Genomic DNA, 16,814 nt, shown 5'->3' on the forward strand with positions numbered 1-16,814 from the left:
CCGGCTCAGTCGCGGCCGCGGAGCCGGTCGATCTCGCGCCGCTCGCGCTTGGTCGGACGTCCCGCGCCGCGGTCGCGGATGGGGACGAAAGGCATCTCCTCCCGCGGCGGCGGGGGAGGCGTGCGGTCGTCGACGGCGTCCGCGGCCATCGCCGCGCCGACGCGCTTGGAGATCGGGGACTTGACGACGAGGATGCGGTCGAAGCCGCTGATGCGCACGCGCAGCTCGTCGCCGGGCTTCACCTTCTGCGCGGCCTTCGCGCGCTCGCCGTTGACGCGCACGTGGCCGGCGCGGCACGCCGTCGTGGCGAGCGAACGCGTCTTGTAGACGCGCACGGCCCAGAGCCACGCGTCGACGCGGGCGGAGGCATCCGTCATCGGGCCATGATCTCAGACCTGCGAGGGTTCGCTCCGCGGGCGTCGCGCCGCGAGACCGCTGAGCAGGAGGCCGACGGCGATGAGGCCCTGCCCGCTGCAGTAGGTGAGCATGACGAGCGCGTCGGCGATCTCGGGCATGAGCTCGGGGGTGAACAGCAGGAAAGCCAGGATCGTGTCGGACGCCAGGAACAGCGCTCCACCCACGGCGGTGAGGACGTGACCGCGCGCCGAGGTGACCGCGGTGCCCGCGAGCACCAGTCCGTATGCGGCCACGGCCACCGCGAGGGCGCCGAGCCGCGGCCACAGCACGGCGACGAGGACGATCCACCACACCGCGTAGACGAGGGTCCACCAGGGGGTGCGCCGGACGGCTCCGTAGCGCGTGAACAGCCAGATGTACCCGACGTGCGCGAGGCCGAAGCACAGCAGCATGACGGGCAGGGTCGGAGCGAACGGGAAGAACGAGGCTGCGCCGTCGCCGAGCCACGACAGCGCGATCGCGCTGAGCAGGAGCAGCTGGGGGACACCCCAGCGGCGGTCGCGCTCGGCCCACACGATCGCCGCGGCGAGGGCGGGCATGAGGAGGAGCTTCGACGGCGCGGCGACGGAGTCGTCGCCGATCGCGAGCGCGCCGATGTGGACGACGGCGATGAACACGTACAGGACGAAGCCCCACCACCAGCCGGCCGCGAGGGGCTTGACGGCGGGCAGCGGATGCGGGGGCGAAGCGGGTAGCGCGTGCACGGCACTCCTTCGTGTCGAGCCGGGTGGAGCTGCGGCGGGCAGGGTGACCCGCACGTACATCGTACGGCCGCGAAGCGGGCGGGCGTGCGCGGCCTCAGCTCAGCTCGAGCGACATGACGGCGCGATGCGGCTTGTCGCGGCCGACCTCGGTGAATCCGGCGTCGAGGAACGCCGACACCACGCCGGTGAACAGCTGGTTCGAGCCGACCCGTCGCCCGGCGTGCGGGTCGATCGGGTAGCCCTCGAGCACGCGTGCGCCGCCGTCGCGGGCGAACGCGATCGCGGCGTCGAGGAGACATGCCATGAGGCCGGTGTCGCGGTGCTCCCGCCGTACGACGAAGCACGTCACCGCCCACACGTCGGCGTCGTCCCACGGCTCGACCGAGATCGCGGTGAACGCCTTCGTGCGGGCCAGGCGCGGCTGTGCCGCGCGCGGGCCGACGCGCACCCATCCGGCGGCCTCGCCGTCGACGTAGGCGATGAGCGCGGGAGGAGGACCGGTCTCGATCTCGTCGCGCATGAGCGCGCGTCGCTCGTCGGCGCTCGCCGCGTTGAACTGCGCGTTCGTGAGCGTCCACCACTGGCACTGACAGCTGCGGCCGTCGCCGCCGCCCGTGAGCGCGTGCTGGGCGTCGTCCCACCGGTCGGCGGTGGCCGGTTCGATCGTGACCGTCGTCATGCGGTGACGGTATCGGCGGCAGCCGACATCGACAAGGAGCCCGGGCCGCAGCGGTCGCGGATGGCGGGCTCCACGTGATGAATGGCGGGGATGCGGGGAGACTCGCCGTGCGCCGGGGGCTGCCGGCGGCGTGTCGGCGAAGATCCCCGCCACTCGTCACGCCACGACGCGCGCGGGAGCGGGCCGCGGTTCGCGAGCACGGTCCGGACCGGGTAGGATAGGGGAGTTGTCTTCACTCCGGCGAGGACATCGGGATGTGGCGCAGCTTGGTAGCGCACCTGACTGGGGGTCAGGGGGTCGCAGGTTCAAATCCTGTCATCCCGACGCAATGAGAAGAGGGTCGGCCGAAAGGCCGGCCCTCTTCTCATTTCTCGCGAGGAGGAAGGGGGATCCGTGTCGCCGGAGGCTCCGCGCGCGGCGCAGCCGCGTGTGGAGGGGCGGCATGGCGCATCCCGACGCAATGAGAAGAGGGCCGGCCCTCTGCTTGATTCTCGCGACGTTCGGCAGCGGATCTGGTGCCGCCGGACGTCCGGTGGGGCGGGTGCGTGGAGCCCCTCGTCGGAGCCCCCTCCTAGCGTCGATGCATGTCCGCTCAACGGAAGTACAGCGACAGTCAACTCGTGAGCGCAGTTGCCTCGGCGCGATCGTGGCGAGGCGTGCTGCGCCAACTCGGTCTCTTGTCGACCTCTGCCGGTGCGATGCGGTCGGTTCGCGCCCATGCCGACCGGCTTGGAATCAGCTACGAGCACTTCACCGGACGACGTCGATGGGTGGACGAAGAACTGCGTCAGTCCATCGCCGAGGCGTCCGATTGGCACGAGGCCGCCCGGTCCCTGGACGGTGCCGGAGAGGCAGCGATCGCCGCGCTCCAGGGCCACGCGGCGCGTCTCGGTGTGGACTCGGGCCACTTGGCACCGCGCGAGGCAGCTTCGGCGGATGCGGAACTTCGACCGGACACCTCGCGACTTGACCGCGCGGGTTCGCTCCTCGCGGCGGCTTGGTACACGATGTGCGGGTGCGATGTGAGTTGGCCGCTCGAGCCGAGTCGGTACGACCTCGTCATTTCGTCTGGTGGAGAGATGCGACGCGTGCAGGTGAAGACAACGACTACTCGTGCGGCAGGGACGTGGAAGGCGTATCTATCTACGTCGCGAAGTGCGCGACGCCCGTACTCGCCTGATGAGATCGATGAGTTCTTCGTCATTGATGGCGACCTCGCCCACTACGTGATTCCGCTCGCCGCCGTCGGCGGTCTTCATGCGATACATCTGAGCGCCTACGCTCGCTTCCGGGTTGCAGGGTTGCCCGTTGGAGGCCGCTGATGGATTGGACCGCATCCCGATCTCATGCCCAGCGATAGCCGCAGGCCCGCGGCGCCCAGGAGGCCGAGACGTGCGGCCGTCATCGTCGTAGGATCGCGGCACGGGCCCGAGGAGGTAACGATGACGTTCGATCAGGTCGCGCACGGTGGGCAGGAGGACTTCGATGCGACGCGCGTCGAGCGAGGCGGATTCGTGTTCGCCAAGCACGTGGTGACGCCGAAGGAGGGGTCGCAGCTGCACGTGTCGTTCATGGAGATCGCGCCCGGCAAGTCGGCGTTCCCGTATCACTGGCATGCGGGCATCACCGAGGCGTACGTGATCCTCGCCGGCACCGGGCGCGTGCGCACTCCCGGCGGCGAGTTCGATGTCGTTCCCGGTCAGGTGGTGGTCTTCCCGCCCGGGCCGGCCGGCGCTCATCGCATGACGAACACGGGCGCCGAGCCCCTGCGGTACGTCGACCTCGACACGACGGCGGACCCCGACGTCCTCGGCTACCCCGACAGCGGCAAGACCATGGCGTACACGTCGACGCGCACCACCACGATCTTCCGCGACACCGATCGCGTCGACTACTACGACGGCGAACCCGACGCGGAGTAGGAGCCTCCCCGGGGGAAAGGTCCGCGGGCGTCAGAACACGACGACCGGCTTGATCACCTCGCCCGACTCCGAGGCGTCGAAGGCCGCGTTGAGCTCAGTGAAGGGGTACGTCTTCACGAGCCTGTCGAACGGGAAGTCGCCCGCTCGGTGCATGGCGATGAGCTCGGGGATGAACAGCTGCGGGATCGCGTCGCCCTCCACGATCCAGGTGATGCGGATGCCGCGCCCGAGCGCCGACGGCAGATCGACGATCCCTTCGCTGCCCGCCGCGGAGGCTCCGAGCGCTCCGGCGTGCCCGGCGACGCCGAGGGAGTCGATCATCTGCCGGAACACACGCGCGTTTCCGGTGGTGTCGAGCGCCGTCTGGACTCCGCCGCCGGTGACCTCGATGATCCGGGCCACGGGATCCTCCTCCGCGGCGTTGACGACGTGTGTGGCGCCCAGTTCGGTCGCCAGCGCCAGCCGGTCGGCGTTGAGGTCCACGGCGATGACGGTCCCCACGCGGCGCGCCACCGCGGCGAGCAGCGCCGAGAGCCCCACGGCTCCCGCACCGAACACGACGAAGCTGCCCCCGGGATCGGGCCGCAGCACATTGAGCACCGAACCGGCGCCGGTCTGGATGCCGCATCCGAGGGGCCCGGCGAGTTCGAGCGGGAAGTCCTCCGGGATCTTCACGACGCTGCGAACCGCCGCGTTCACGCGCTCGGCGAAGCTCGACTGGCCGAAGAAGTGCGACCCGACCGGGGTTCCGCCCGCGTCGGAGAAAGAGGTCGTGCCGTCGGGGCGGGTGCCCGCGAAGTTACGCACGTACGAGTCGAGGCATGCGGTCGGGTGGCCGGCGAGGCACGACCGGCACGTGCCGCAGCTGTTGACGCTGAGCACGACATGGTCGCCCGGGGCGAGGTGGGTCACGGCCGACCCGACGCGCTCGACGATGCCCGCGCCCTCGTGCCCGAGGACGACCGGCGTCTGCGCCGGCAGGAGCCCGTCCCGGACGACGGCATCCGTGTGGCACACGCCGGTGGCGACGACGCGCACCAGGACCTCATCCACGCGCAGCTCGTCGAGTTCCAGCTCGTGGAACCCCAGCGGCTGGCCCGTCTCCTCGAGTACGGCGGCTGTGACCTTCATGTGCGGCGATGTCCTTTCGGGCCGGGGTGCGCGGGGCTGATGCTCTGCCCGCTCCTGTCTCTGCGTACCATCGCGTCCGCGCACGCCGACACCGTCTTCCCGCCTGACGGGTGCATAGCCCTCTCATACCGGCCGCTGGGTCGGCGCCCAGCGCCGCTCCCTACTCTCGGCACGTCGTCTGCGAGAGGAATCATGTGGCGAAGCACCGAGTGGACCGGGCGCTTGTGAAGGGCATGACCAAGCGCGAGCGGCAGGCGTTCGTGCGCGAGGCGCGCCGGGCCGAGCGGGAGCGCCTGGCGCGGCTGAAGCGACGGCGACGCATCGCCGGCTGGAGCTCGGGGGCGGCCGCCGTCGTTGCGATCGGAGCCGTCGTCGCGGTCTCGGCGGTCGGCAGCGCACAGGCTGCGGCGGCGGCGGCGGCCGCCGGCCCGGCGAACATGATCACCGACGGGCTGCTCGTGGAGAGTTCCGGCGACGGGTCGACGACCTCGGTCGTCACGACCGCCGCCCTCGCCGCGGACGAGACGCCGTCGACCAACCTCTCGACCGTCGCGACGACCGGCGTGCTGGATGTGCAGGTCTACCTCGATATGACGGATGCGGATGCCGCGGCCTTCTGGACGGCGAACGGCGCCGCGCTCGAGAGCGCAGCCGCCGCCGGCGGCCTCACGCTCGAGCTCCATCCCGTCGCACTCGACACGGCCGATGCGCGGGACGTCGCCGCAGTCGCCGCCTTCGCATGCATCGGCGACCAGAACCCGGATTCGGCGCCGGCGTTCTGGGACGCCGTGCTCGCGGCCGAGAGCGCCGACGAGGGCACCGTGTACACCACGCAGAAGCTCGCGACGCTCGCGAGCGGCGTCGGTGTCACCGACGGGGACACGACGTCGTGCATCGCCGACGGCGGGTTCACCGACTGGGCGACCAGCGCCAGCTCGCGTGCCGCGGCATCCGTTCCGTACACCTCGGACCCCGTGGACGTGAGCGCGGGTCCTGTGCTGGTGGCGGCGGGCACGGCGTACACGGGTGCGCTCGACGACGTCGACGCCCTCCTGGCGTTCCTGAGCGACGTCTACACCGAGGCGACGGCCGACGCGACCGGCTGAGGCGGCCGAGGGCGCTCAGGAGGCCTTCCTCGCCAGCGCCGCGTCGAGATCGGCGAGGATGCGGGCGCACATCTCGACGTCCTCGGGCGTGCCCGACAGCTCGAACTCGAACAGGACCGGACGACCGGATGCGGCGGCCAACTCGCGCGCGGCCGCCTGGTAGAAGACGCCGAAGTTGCGGTTCCCCGAGCCGATGATCCCGACCATGTGGCGGCGGTTGACCGGCGAGCGCAGGAACACCGTCACGGCCGTCGGGAGGGTCGCCTGGTCGTCGTTCCCGGCCTTGTAGGACGGCGTGAGGAGGACCCACGGCCCGTCGACCTCGGTACGGCGTACATCGGCATCCGCCAGGTTGAACACGGCCCGCCCGTCGCGCTCGGCCAGATGGTGGGCGAACCGCCGCGTCAGCCCCGAGGTGGACGAGTAGTAGTAGACGGGAACACCATGCACGGGACCAGTCTCGCCACCGACGTCGCACGTCGGGCGGGTCGTACGTCCCACGCGTCGGCCGCGGGCGCCGCGGTCAGATGCGCTCGACGATGGCTCGCACGTCCACGCCGTCCGGGAGCGCCCCGTACAGCGCCCCGCCGAACCGCCGGTCGCCCAGGCGCGACGCGACGAAGGCGTCGGCGACGGGCGGGGGAGCGGTCCGCAGCAGCAGCGACGCCTGCAGCGCGACCGCGAGCGCCGAGACGAGGCCGCGGGCCTGGTGACCGGGTGCGGCATCCGCCCTCACCTCGGCCACCAGCCGGCGCACATCGCCGAGGTGCGCGTCGAATCGTGCGTCGACGCCGCTCGCCAGAGCCAGCTCGGCGTCGAATGCCTCCCACGTCTCGGGCTCGCGCGACAGCGCACGCAGCACGTCGAGCGCGATGACGTTGCCCGAGCCCTCCCACACGGCCAGCACCGGCTGCTCGCGGTAGCGCATCGCGAGCGGGAAGTCCTCGGTGTAGCCGTTTCCGCCCAGGCACTCCAGCGCCTCGTACGCGTGGCCCGGCCCCCGCTTGCACACCCAGTACTTCGTCACCGCCGTCGCCAGGCGGCGGAATGCGATCTCGCCGGCATCCGCGTCGGCGTCGTGGGCGCGCGCGAGCCGCAGCGAGACCGCGGTGGCGGCCTCGGTCTCGAGCTGCAGATCGGCGAGCACGCCCTGCATGGCCGGCTGGTCCACCAGCAGACGGCCGAACGCGGAGCGGTGCCGCGCGTGCCAGGCGGCCTCGGCGGTGGCCTGACGCATCCCGGCGGTGGAGCCGTAGGTGCAGTCCAGGCGCGTGCGGGCGACCATCTCGATGATGGTGCGCACACCGCGTCCCTCCTCGCCGACGAGGGTCCCGACGGCCCCGTCGTACTCCACCTCGCTCGAGGCGTTCGCGCGGTTGCCGAGCTTGTCCTTCAGACGCATGATGCGGATGCCGTTGCGCTCGCCGTCCTCGAGCAGACGGGGGACGAGGAAGCAGCTGAGACCGCCCGGCGCCTGGGCGAGCACGAGGAACGCATCCGACATCGGGGCGCTGCAGAACCACTTGTGCCCGTCGAGCACATACCGGCCGTCGCCGATCGGGCGGGCCGAGGTCATGTTCGCGCGCACGTCCGACCCGCCCTGCTTCTCGGTCATCGCCATGCCGAAGACGGCTCCGGGCTTGCCGGGGCGCAGGTGGCCGTCGTAGGTGCGGCTGAACACGCGATCCAGCCATGGCGCGCCGACGCCCGGGTGGGCCTGCAGCACCGGCACGACCGAGTGCGTCATCGAGACCGGGCACGCGTGCCCCGGCTCGACCTGCGCGTAGAGCATGAAGGCCGCGGCGCGCGCGACGTTCGCACCGGGTCGCGGGTCCGCCCATGCCGAGGTGTGGGCGCCGTCGCCGATGGCCGCGGAGATGATGCGGTGGTAGCTGTCGTCGTACTCCACCTCGTCGATGCGGTGGCCGTAGCGATCGTGCGTGCGCAGGGTCGGTTCGCGCCGGTTCGCCGTCGCGGCATCCGCGATGAAGGATGCCGTCCCGACGCGCTGCCCGGTGAGGTGCAGGTGGTGATGCGCCCACGCGGCGTCGTAGCGCTCGACGCCCTCGACCAGAGCTGCGTTGGTGCCGTACTCGTCGACGTCGACGCGCGGCGGAGGCTGGTTCACGACGGTGTGAGTGTCCACGCGGCCGATTGAATCAGGCGGATGCCGTCGGGGCAACGGTCTGCGCCGACCGGCCCCGGCGGGTCCTTCGACCCGGTCGCGTGGACCCTCGAGCGCCTAGGATGGCTCGCGTCGAGGAGGTCGAGGTGAGCTCAGCGGGAACCGTCGTGGCGTGCCCGAGCTGCGGTGCGAAGAACCGTGTGCCGTCGGCGCGGCCGGGCAAGGTGCGGTGCGCGAAGTGCCACGCCGATCTGCCCTGGCTCGTCACCGCGGACGACGCCTCGTTCGACGAGGTCGTCGGAAAGGCGACGCTCCCGGTGCTCATCGACGTGTGGGCACCGTGGTGCGGCCCGTGCCGTCAGATCTCGCCGGTCGTCGAGCAGCTCTCGCGCGAGTTCGCGGGCCGGCTGAAGGTCGTCAAGGTCAACTCCGACGAGTCGCCCGGCATCTCACGCCGCCACGGCATCACCGGCATCCCGACCCTCCTGATGTACCGGAACGGCGCCGAGGCCGACCGTGTCGTGGGCGCCGTGCCCGCCGGGCAGCTGCGGCAGTGGGCGGGGCGCTTCGCCGCCGCCTGACGCGGCCCGATCAAGGCGCGCCGGTCACTCCTGCTCGTCGGGAGTGAGCGCGGTCGCGGGGCGGCGCAGCATCCGCGCGTACACGAACTCGCCCAGGACGAACGCGGCCTCGAACAGGTGCACGAGGAGCGCGGTCGTGTACAGGGCCTCGGCCTGGTCGGGGAACACGCCGATGATCGTCAGCACGAGCGGCAGCTGGATCGCGACTTCGAGCACGCCCCAGAACACGGCGGCCAGTGCCGGGCGCGAGCGCGCCTGGGCTCGCGCGGCGGCGCGGTTCTCGCGCAGCCGCAGCGCGAGGGCGATAACGGCCCACACGAGCACGAGGAACACCGCCGCGCTGACCCGCCAGACGACCGCGTCCGCGAGCCCGTAGGCCGACAGCCCGACGGGGACGAGCGCGGCCACGATGACGACGAGCCCGATCGTGACGACCGCGCGCACCTGCGCCAGCTGCGCCGACGTGATCTCGTCGCGCCCGGTCGCGCTGATGAGGGCGGCGAAGCCGACGAAGACGCCCGCGATCTCGGCGATCGCGACGAACAGGGCGGGATCGGCCGTCATCGTTCCCGATCCCGCGCTCGGTCCGACCCCCGCATGGGTGGCACGGTATCGCGCGCCCGGAACCGGGCACAAGGACACCGGTGGCGGTTCAGTCGATGCGGCGCACGGACTCGCCCTCGAGCAGGCGGCCGCGGATCCACACCTGCTCGATCGCACGCGACGGGTTGCGCATGGTCGCCAGCAGGACTCGGGCCGCGGACTGCGCGATCTCGCTCAGCGGCTGGGCCAGCGTCGTGATGCGCGGAACGTAGTACTTCGCCAGGTCCATGCCGTCGAAGCCCACGAGCGAGCAGTCCTCCGGCACCCGCTTGCCCGCCTCGGACAGCGCCCGGGCCGTGCCGAGGGCCGCGGCGTCGCACACCGCCATCAGCGCCGTGACGTCGGTCGGCGCATCCGGCAGCCAGCGCTTCGTCGACTCGTAGCCGTTGACGATCGAGTAGATATGGTGCTCCTCGGCCGACGGCACCACGAGGCGCTCGTCGAACGGGATGCTGGCCGCCGCGAGCGCCGACCGGTAGCCGGCCAGGCGGAGCGCCCACGCGTGCTCGCGATCGCGCTCGCTGCCGGCCCCGACGAAGGCGATCCGGCGGTGCCCCGCCTCGATGAGGTGGGATACGAGCTCGAACGCCCCGGACTGGTCATCGACCGAGATCGACGAGTGCAGCGAGTCCGCGCCGGAGTAGTCGGGCGTCGTGCAGAACACCATCGGCACGTCGATCTCAGCGAGGCGCCGGATGAGCTGGGCCGACAGGTCGCGGTCGGAGCTGCCGTAGCGGCCCAGGAACACGACCCCGCCGTACTTGCCCTCGCGCACGAGCCGCTCGACGGTGCCGGCGTGCGCGTGCTCCTCGGACACGTGCTGGAGCGTGGTGTCGTACCCCGACTCGGCGAACGCCTCCTCCAGGTGCGACAGCACCTCGATGACGAGCTGCCCGAGTTCGCCCTGCACGATCACCGAGATCGTCTGCGTCGTGCTGATCTTCAGCCGGCGCGCACTGGCGTTGGGAATGTATCCGTAGCGGCGCGCCGCCGCCCGGACACGTTCCCGCGTCTCGGGACTCACATCGGACCGGTCGTTCATCGCGCGCGACACCGTCGAGACGGCGACGCCGCAGATGTCCGCCAGTTCGCGGATGGTCATCTCTGCCACAAGGTGCTCTTCTCATCGGCCCGCAGTCGCGGGCCGCCGGGGGTGGTGTCTGTCAGCCCTTGACGGCGCCGGCGACGACGCCGCGGATGATCTGCTTCTGGCTGAACAGGTAGAAGACGATGACCGGGATCATCGCGAGCACCAGAACGCCCATCATGGCGCCGATGTCGATCGATCCGTAGCCGCCGCGGAGATACTGCACCGCGATCGGGATGGTCTTGTAGCTCTTCAGATCCAGCGTGAGGTACGGCAGCAGATAGTCGTTCCACAGCCACATGACCTCGAGGATCGCGACCGTCACGACAGCGGGCTTCATGATCGGCATGACGACCAGGAAGAACGTGCGGACCGGGCCGCAGCCGTCGATCGTGGCCGCCTCCTCGATCTCATACGGGATTCCCTTCACGAAGCCGGTGAAGATGAAGACCGCGAGTCCGGCGCCGAACCCGAGATAGATGACCCACAGCCCCCACGGGGTGGTGAGCCCCAGGTAGTCCGCGAGCCACGACAGCGTGAACATCACCATCTGGAACGGCACGACCAGGTTGAAGATGAACGTCACGTACAGGCTCTTGGCGTACCGGTTGTCCATGCGGACGATCCACCACGCCGCCATCGACGTGAACAGCAGGATGACGAAGGCCGACCCGAGCGTGATGACCAGCGACCACACGAACGACCACAGGAAGTCCGTGAGCTCGATGCCTCGGATGTAGTTCTCCCAGCCGACGAACGTCTCGGCGTTGGGCAACGAGAACGGCTCGGACGAGATGAAGACCTTGCCCTTGAAGGAGTTGATGACGACCAGGTAGATCGGGTACAGATACGCGACCGCGATGATCGCGAAGACCGTGGTCCACAGCCACGGACGGCGAGGCGTGTCGTTCATGCTGCCGTCTCCTTAGAACGGGCGTACCAGTTCTGGAAGAGCGCGATGCCGGCGACGATGATCAGGAAGACGACCGCCTTGGCCTGGCCGACGCCCTCGAAACCGGGCCGGCCATAGAACGTGTTGAAGATGTTCAGCGCGAGCAGTTCGGAGAGCCTCGACGGTGCACCGTTGGTCAGGGCCAGGTTCTGGTCGAACATCTTGAACCCGTTGGTGATGGTCAGGAACGTGCACACGGTGATCGCCGGCATCACGAGCGGGATCGTGACGCTGAAGAGCGTCCGTCGCTTGTTGGCGCCGTCGACCTCGGCGGCCTCGAGCAGCTCGGTGGGAACCGACTGGAGTCCGGCGATGTAGATCACCATCATGTAGCCGATCTGCTGCCAGCACATGAGGATGACCATGCCCCAGAAGCCGTAGGACTCGTCGTACGTGATCGACCGGGCCCAGAAGCCGAGGATGCCGTTCAGCAGCAGCAGCCAGATGTAGCCGAGGACGATGCCGCCGATGAGATTCGGCATGAAGAACACCGAACGGAAGATGTTCTTGCCGCGGAAGGTCTTCACCAGCAGGTACGCGACGATGAAGGCCAGGACGTTGATGAGGATGGTCGTCACGATCGCGAAGGCGGCCGTGTACCAGAGGGAGTGCAGGAAGACGTCGTCCCCCCACATCTTGATGTAGTTGTCGAACCCGACCCATTCCGCCTTGGTGACGGTGCGGAACTCGGTGAACGAGAGATACACGCCGAGCACGAACGGGACGATGAACCCGATCATGAACGCGGCGAGCACGGGGCCGGTGAACAGCCAGCCCCAGCGGCGCAGAGACTTCTTCATTGCTTCATCGCTCCTCAGAAGGGGAGGGCGCGGGCGGGGTACCGCCCGCGCCCTCCGGATGCGGAAGCGTCAGCTCCCGCGATGGGATGATCAGCCGTTGGCCAGCTCGTACTCGGTGGCCCAGCCGTCGACGAACGCGGTCTCCACGTCGTCCCAGCTGCCGGTCTCCTGCGCGTACTGCAGCAGTGCCTGTCCAAGGTTGTTCTTCCACTCCTCCGACGGCATGACGGTGAAGTTCCACGTGACGGCGGTCTTGCCGGCGGCGGTGTACTCCGCGTCCGCGAGGACGAAGGGGTTGTCCGGCAGGTAGTCGTCCATCGTGTCGAACGGCGTCACGAAGCCCATCGTGTTCGCGAGGGTGTCGCGGCCGGTGTCGCTCGTGATGACCCAGTCGAGGAAGTCATCGGTGGCCTGCTGGTCTGCCTCGGAGGCGTCACCGTTGATGACCCAGTAGTTCTCCGAGCCGGTCGCCAGGCCCGAGTCCTCTTCGCCTTCCGCGCCGATGTAGATCGGCATCATGCCCAGGTCCTCGTCGGCGACGGCGTTGCCGCTGACGTCGCCGTAGGCCCACGTGCCGTTCTGGTAGAACACGGCCTGGCCGAGGGCGAACTCCGACGTCGAGTCCTCCATCGTCTTGCCCGACAGGAGCGTGCGCTCGGTCGTCGAGTTGTTGATGTAGAGGTCGAAGATGTCCTGGTACCCGTCGAGGTACTCGTTGGTCACCGTCGCGGGCTGACCGGTCACGCCGTCGGCCTTGAACTGCCAGTACAGCGGGATGTTGGCCAGGTGCGTCTTGAAGCGCCAGTCGCTCGAGGCGTCGAAGCCGGCCGACGAGAAGGCGCCGTCGACGCCGAGCTCGTCCTTGTTGGCCTGGATGCCTTCGGCGACGGACTTCAGCGCGTCGAAGTTGTTCAGCTCGTCGATCGAGGTGATCTCGGCGTCCGGAAGGGCGAAGTAGTCCTCCAGCAGCGCCTTGTTGTAGATGATCCCGTAGGTCTCCTGCACGTAGGGGACCGCGAGGACCGCGCCGTCGTCGCCCGTGAGCGCGACCGACTGGTCCTTCAGGTGCGAGTAGATCGACGAGTCGCTGATGTCGGCGGCGTATGCCTCCCAGTTCGCCAGGCCGACGGGGCCGTTGACCTGGAAGAGCGTCGGTGCGTCGCTCTTGGCCATCTCGGACTTGAGCGTGGTCTCGTACGTGCCCGATGCTGCGGTCTGCACGTCGACCTGGACGCCCGTCTCTGCGGTGTACTCCGCAGCGAGCTCCACCCACTGCTCAGCCACCTCGGGCTTGAAGTTGAGGAAGTAGACCTTCCCCTCCGCGCCATCCCCGCCGTCGTCGCTGCCGCCGGAGCTGCATCCGGCGAGACCCGCCGTGAGGGCGGTAACGGCAATGCCGGCGGCGACGACCGTCGCCATCCTGCGCTTGATCATGGTCCTGGGCCTTCCTTCTTTGGATTGAGGACACTCACGCTCCGTTGCGGCCCGCATCGGAGCGGGGGATCGGAAACGATTCCGATGTTCCGTCCGCAACAGTACGCCCACGACCCCCCGGATGCAACCGTCGTTACCGGACGGTGATCCGGAACAGGTCAGGCGCCGGTGTCGGCGCCGCCGGCGTCGGCCGCCTCGGCCGCCTCGTCGTCCTCGGCGGGGATGAGGGGCGCGAGCGCTCGCTCGATGAGCGGTGTGGAGCCGAAGACGGCCAGCGGGTACCCGAGCAGGAGCAGGAAGAACAGCGCCCACGGCAGCTGCATCCAGGTGAGGGCGACCAGCGCGATCATCACGATGTGGATGATCAGCGCGCCGCCGGAGTAGGGCAGTCGCGCGACCGCCATCACGACGGCGTTGAGCAGGGTTCGCCAGACGGTGTTCTCGAAACGCGCCTGCATCGCCCACACGAAGGGGAAGACCAGCAGATATACCAGGCTGATCAAGGTTTTCAGCACTGCGAGCTCGGGCGCGACGACGAACAGCCACAGGGCTGCGATGCCGAGTCCGACCGGCCCGACGATCGCCCACAGAGCGCCGGCCTTCGCGAAGTTCGACCGGAACGAGCGCAGGAACGTGCGAGCCGCGCCGGTGTCGGTGCCGTCGAGGATGCGTCGCGCGCTGTCGTAGAGGGCGGTGAGCCCCGCGCCCGCGGTGACGACCGGGATGACCGTGAGGATCGTCAGCAGATTGAGGACGATCATGTCGGCGATCGTGCCCATGGTCCGCCAGAACGGTCCGGACGGGTCCATCAATCGTGCGAACACGGCCACCTCCCCGGCCAGCCTATCGCCGGTGCCCCCGGTGCGCCGGATCGCCCCGCTGAGGTATGGTTCCACCGGATACGTTTCCGGAGATCGCCGCCCAGGTGGTCCCCGAAGCAGCGGAGCGACGCGTGGGGATGCGCGCCGCAGAGGAGGCACACGCCATGAGCGACCGGGTGTTCGACGTCGACCCGTACGCCATCACGACGACACGGCTCGCGGACGACCGGATGCGGCTGATCGAGTCGATGACCTCGACCGGCAACGCCCACATGGGCATGCGCGGCAACTTCGAAGAGGGCTACTCGGGCGACACCCACCGCGGCACCTACATCGCCGGCGTCTGGTTCCCCGACAAGACGCGGGTCGGATGGTGGAAGAACGGCTACCCGGAGTACTTCGGCAAGGTCATCAACGCGACCAACATCATCGCCGTCGACATCGAGATCGACGGTGAGAAGGTCGACCTGTTCACCGGAACCCACGATGATTTCCGGCTGCGGCTGGATCTGCGAAACGGCCTGCTCGAGCGCTCGTTCGTGTACGCGACGGCATCCGCCCGCGTCCACCTGGAGTTCGCGCGGTTCCTGTCGATCGAGACGCCCGAGCTGCTCCTGCAGCGCGTGCGGGTCACGGTGCTCGACGGCGCGCCGCACGTGCGGCTCACGCCGCGCCTGGACGGCGACGTGCACAACCTCGACGCCAACTACGGCGAGCAGTTCTGGAGCGAGGCCTCGCGGGGCATGGCTCCCGTGCCGCACCTGTCGCTGAGGACCATTCCGAACCCGTTCGGGACGCCCCAGTTCACCGTCACCGCCGGCATGACCGCCGCAGCCGCGGGGCTCGAGCCCGGCCGGGCGATCGATGCGCCGCTGCAGGTCGGCGAGGTGTTCGCGGGGGCGCTCGCGGCGGGCGGCGCGGCCGAGCTCGTCAAGACGACCGCCGTCGTCACCACGCGCGACATCCATCAGGCGCAGCACGTCGAAGCCGTCGCGCGGCTGCTCACGGCATCCGCCTCCCGCTCGTTCGAGGAGCACCTCGCCGCCCACACCGCCCTGTGGGAGCAGCGGTGGGCCCGTGCCCAGGTCGTCATCGAGGGCGACGACGAGGCGCAGCAGGGGATCCAGTTCAACCTGTTCCAGCTGTTCTCGACCTACTACGGCGAGGACGAGCGGCTCAACATCGGGCCGAAGGGCTTCACCGGCGAGAAGTACGGCGGCGCGACCTACTGGGACACCGAGGCGTACCTGGTTCCGCTGTACCTCGCGCTGGCCTCGCCCGACGTGACGCACGCGCTGCTGAGGTATCGCCACCGCCAGCTGCCGCAGGCCGGGCACAACGCTCGTCAGCAGGGACTGGCCGGCGCCCTCTACCCGATGGTGACCTTCAACGGCATCGAATGCCACAACGAGTGGGAGATCACCTTCGAGGAGATCCACCGCAACGGCGCGATGGCCCACGCGATCTACCTCTACACGCGCTACACCGGCGACCGGTCGTACCTCGAGGGGGACGGACTGGAGGTGCTCGTCGAGATCAGCCGGTTCTGGGCCGACCGGGTCCACTTCTCGCGGCGCGCCGGCGCGTACATGATCCACGGCGTGACGGGGCCGAACGAGTACGAGAACAACGTCAACAACAACTGGTACACGAACTACCTCGCCGCGTGGGTGCTCGCCTACACCTCCGACACGCTCGACGACCTGCCGGCCGAGCGCGCGGCCGAACTCGGCGTCAGCGACGACGAGCGCACGCAGTGGCGCGCGATCACCGAGAACATGTACCTGCCCGTCGACGAGGCGATGCGCGTCAACGTGCAGCACGACACGTTCCTCGACAAGGACCTGCGCAGCGTCGACACCATCCCCGCAGACCAGCGCCCGCTCAACCAGAACTGGTCGTGGGACCGCATCCTGCGCTCGTGCTTCATCAAGCAGGCGGACGTGCTGCAGGGCATGTACCTGTTCGAGGAGGACTTCAGCACCGACGAGCTGCGCCGCAACTTCGAGTTCTACGAGCCCATGACGGTGCACGAGTCGTCGCTGTCGGCGTCGATCCACGCGATCGTCGCGGCCGCCATCGGCAAGCAGGACAAGGCGATCGAGCTCTACCGCCGCACGGCGCGCCTCGACCTCGACAACTACAACAACGACACCGAGGACGGTCTGCACATCACCTCGATGAGCGGAGCGTGGCTGTCGATCGTGCAGGGCTTCGCGGGGATGCGCGCGACGGATGCCGGGCTCGCGTTCGCTCCGTTCTGCCCCGCCGACTGGACCGCCTATTCGTTCACGGTGGGCTACCGCGACCGCGTGCTGGCCGTGCGGGTCGCTGCCGATCGCGTCGAGTTCACCCTCGCCGGCGGCGAACCGCTCCCGATCACGGTCTTCGGCGAGCCGCGGACGGTCGACGGCACCCTCAGCGTGGAGATCCCCGCGGCGGGCTGACGACT

17 protein-coding genes and 1 tRNA gene are annotated in these 16,814 nt (G+C 69.5%); 6 read left to right on the plus strand and 12 right to left on the minus strand.

Annotation, left to right across the window (positions count from 1 at the left end):
* Positions 1-5: 5 nt before the first annotated feature.
* From HD594_RS09560 to HD594_RS09570, 3 genes are all read right to left on the minus strand, one after another.
* On the minus strand, positions 6-377 hold the full coding sequence (locus HD594_RS09560; protein ID WP_184750752.1) for an RNA-binding S4 domain-containing protein: 372 nt from the start codon (positions 375-377) through the stop codon (positions 6-8).
* Between the two features lie 12 nt (positions 378-389).
* A complete protein-coding gene (locus tag HD594_RS09565) occupies positions 390-1,121 on the minus strand; it encodes a lysoplasmalogenase family protein (protein ID WP_271171216.1) in 732 nt (243 codons plus the stop codon).
* Between the two features lie 94 nt (positions 1,122-1,215).
* Positions 1,216-1,800: a GNAT family N-acetyltransferase gene (locus HD594_RS09570; protein ID WP_184750754.1), complete on the minus strand. Its 585-nt coding sequence runs from the start codon at positions 1,798-1,800 to the stop codon at positions 1,216-1,218.
* Between the two features lie 250 nt (positions 1,801-2,050).
* Here HD594_RS09570 and HD594_RS09575 point away from each other — a divergent pair.
* From HD594_RS09575 to HD594_RS09585, 3 genes are all read left to right on the plus strand, one after another.
* Positions 2,051-2,124, plus strand: a tRNA-Pro gene (locus HD594_RS09575).
* A 260-nt stretch (positions 2,125-2,384) separates the two neighbouring features.
* A complete protein-coding gene (locus HD594_RS09580; protein ID WP_184750755.1) occupies positions 2,385-3,122 on the plus strand; it encodes a group I intron-associated PD-(D/E)XK endonuclease in 738 nt (245 codons plus the stop codon).
* Positions 3,123-3,242: 120 nt separating this feature from the next.
* Positions 3,243-3,722 (plus strand): cupin domain-containing protein, encoded by a 480-nt coding sequence (locus HD594_RS09585; protein WP_184750756.1) that lies wholly within the window; start codon positions 3,243-3,245, stop codon positions 3,720-3,722.
* 30 nt (positions 3,723-3,752) lie between these two features.
* Here the strand turns inward: HD594_RS09585 and HD594_RS09590 are convergent, their stop codons facing one another.
* A complete protein-coding gene (locus HD594_RS09590) occupies positions 3,753-4,853 on the minus strand; it encodes an NAD(P)-dependent alcohol dehydrogenase (protein WP_184750757.1) in 1,101 nt (366 codons plus the stop codon).
* Positions 4,854-5,047: 194 nt separating this feature from the next.
* On the opposite strand from HD594_RS09590, the gene HD594_RS09595 reads away from it, so the two are divergent.
* Positions 5,048-5,959 (plus strand): hypothetical protein, encoded by a 912-nt coding sequence (locus HD594_RS09595; RefSeq protein ID WP_184750758.1) that lies wholly within the window; start codon positions 5,048-5,050, stop codon positions 5,957-5,959.
* Positions 5,960-5,974: 15 nt separating this feature from the next.
* On the opposite strand, the gene nrdI is transcribed toward HD594_RS09595, so the two are convergent.
* Positions 5,975-6,409, minus strand: coding sequence for a class Ib ribonucleoside-diphosphate reductase assembly flavoprotein NrdI (gene nrdI / locus HD594_RS09600; RefSeq protein WP_184750759.1), 435 nt, complete (start codon positions 6,407-6,409; stop codon positions 5,975-5,977).
* A 73-nt stretch (positions 6,410-6,482) separates the two neighbouring features.
* Positions 6,483-8,105: an acyl-CoA dehydrogenase family protein gene (locus tag HD594_RS09605; protein ID WP_184750760.1), complete on the minus strand. Its 1,623-nt coding sequence runs from the start codon at positions 8,103-8,105 to the stop codon at positions 6,483-6,485.
* Between the two features lie 125 nt (positions 8,106-8,230).
* On the opposite strand from HD594_RS09605, the gene trxA reads away from it, so the two are divergent.
* Positions 8,231-8,665, plus strand: a complete 435-nt coding sequence (gene trxA, locus HD594_RS09610; RefSeq protein ID WP_271171217.1) for a thioredoxin — start codon at positions 8,231-8,233, stop codon at positions 8,663-8,665.
* 24 nt (positions 8,666-8,689) lie between these two features.
* Here trxA and HD594_RS09615 read toward each other — a convergent pair whose 3' ends face one another.
* The 6 genes from HD594_RS09615 to HD594_RS09640 form a co-directional block, all read right to left on the minus strand.
* Positions 8,690-9,229 carry a hypothetical protein gene (locus tag HD594_RS09615; protein WP_184750762.1) on the minus strand — a complete coding sequence of 180 codons (540 nt, stop codon included), beginning with the start codon at positions 9,227-9,229 and terminating at the stop codon, positions 8,690-8,692.
* Between the two features lie 88 nt (positions 9,230-9,317).
* Positions 9,318-10,370, minus strand: coding sequence for a LacI family DNA-binding transcriptional regulator (locus tag HD594_RS09620; protein ID WP_246414380.1), 1,053 nt, complete (start codon positions 10,368-10,370; stop codon positions 9,318-9,320).
* Positions 10,371-10,431: 61 nt separating this feature from the next.
* Positions 10,432-11,268 carry a carbohydrate ABC transporter permease gene (locus HD594_RS09625; RefSeq protein ID WP_184750764.1) on the minus strand — a complete coding sequence of 279 codons (837 nt, stop codon included), beginning with the start codon at positions 11,266-11,268 and terminating at the stop codon, positions 10,432-10,434.
* Positions 11,265-12,107, minus strand: a complete 843-nt coding sequence (locus tag HD594_RS09630; RefSeq protein WP_184750765.1) for a carbohydrate ABC transporter permease — start codon at positions 12,105-12,107, stop codon at positions 11,265-11,267. Before HD594_RS09630 ends, HD594_RS09625 begins: the two co-directional genes overlap by 4 nt.
* 90 nt (positions 12,108-12,197) lie before the next feature.
* Positions 12,198-13,541, minus strand: a complete 1,344-nt coding sequence (locus HD594_RS09635) for an ABC transporter substrate-binding protein (RefSeq protein ID WP_184750766.1) — start codon at positions 13,539-13,541, stop codon at positions 12,198-12,200.
* Positions 13,542-13,699: 158 nt separating this feature from the next.
* A complete protein-coding gene (locus HD594_RS09640) occupies positions 13,700-14,371 on the minus strand; it encodes a DUF624 domain-containing protein (RefSeq protein WP_184750767.1) in 672 nt (223 codons plus the stop codon).
* 155 nt (positions 14,372-14,526) lie between these two features.
* Here HD594_RS09640 and HD594_RS09645 point away from each other — a divergent pair, with 155 nt between their 5' ends.
* Positions 14,527-16,809 carry a family 65 glycosyl hydrolase domain-containing protein gene (locus HD594_RS09645; protein ID WP_184750768.1) on the plus strand — a complete coding sequence of 761 codons (2,283 nt, stop codon included), beginning with the start codon at positions 14,527-14,529 and terminating at the stop codon, positions 16,807-16,809.
* Positions 16,810-16,814: the final 5 nt, after the last annotated feature.

The sequence above is a fragment of the Microbacterium thalassium genome (assembly GCF_014208045.1).
GTDB classification, from domain to species: Bacteria; Actinomycetota; Actinomycetes; order Actinomycetales; family Microbacteriaceae; genus Microbacterium; species Microbacterium thalassium.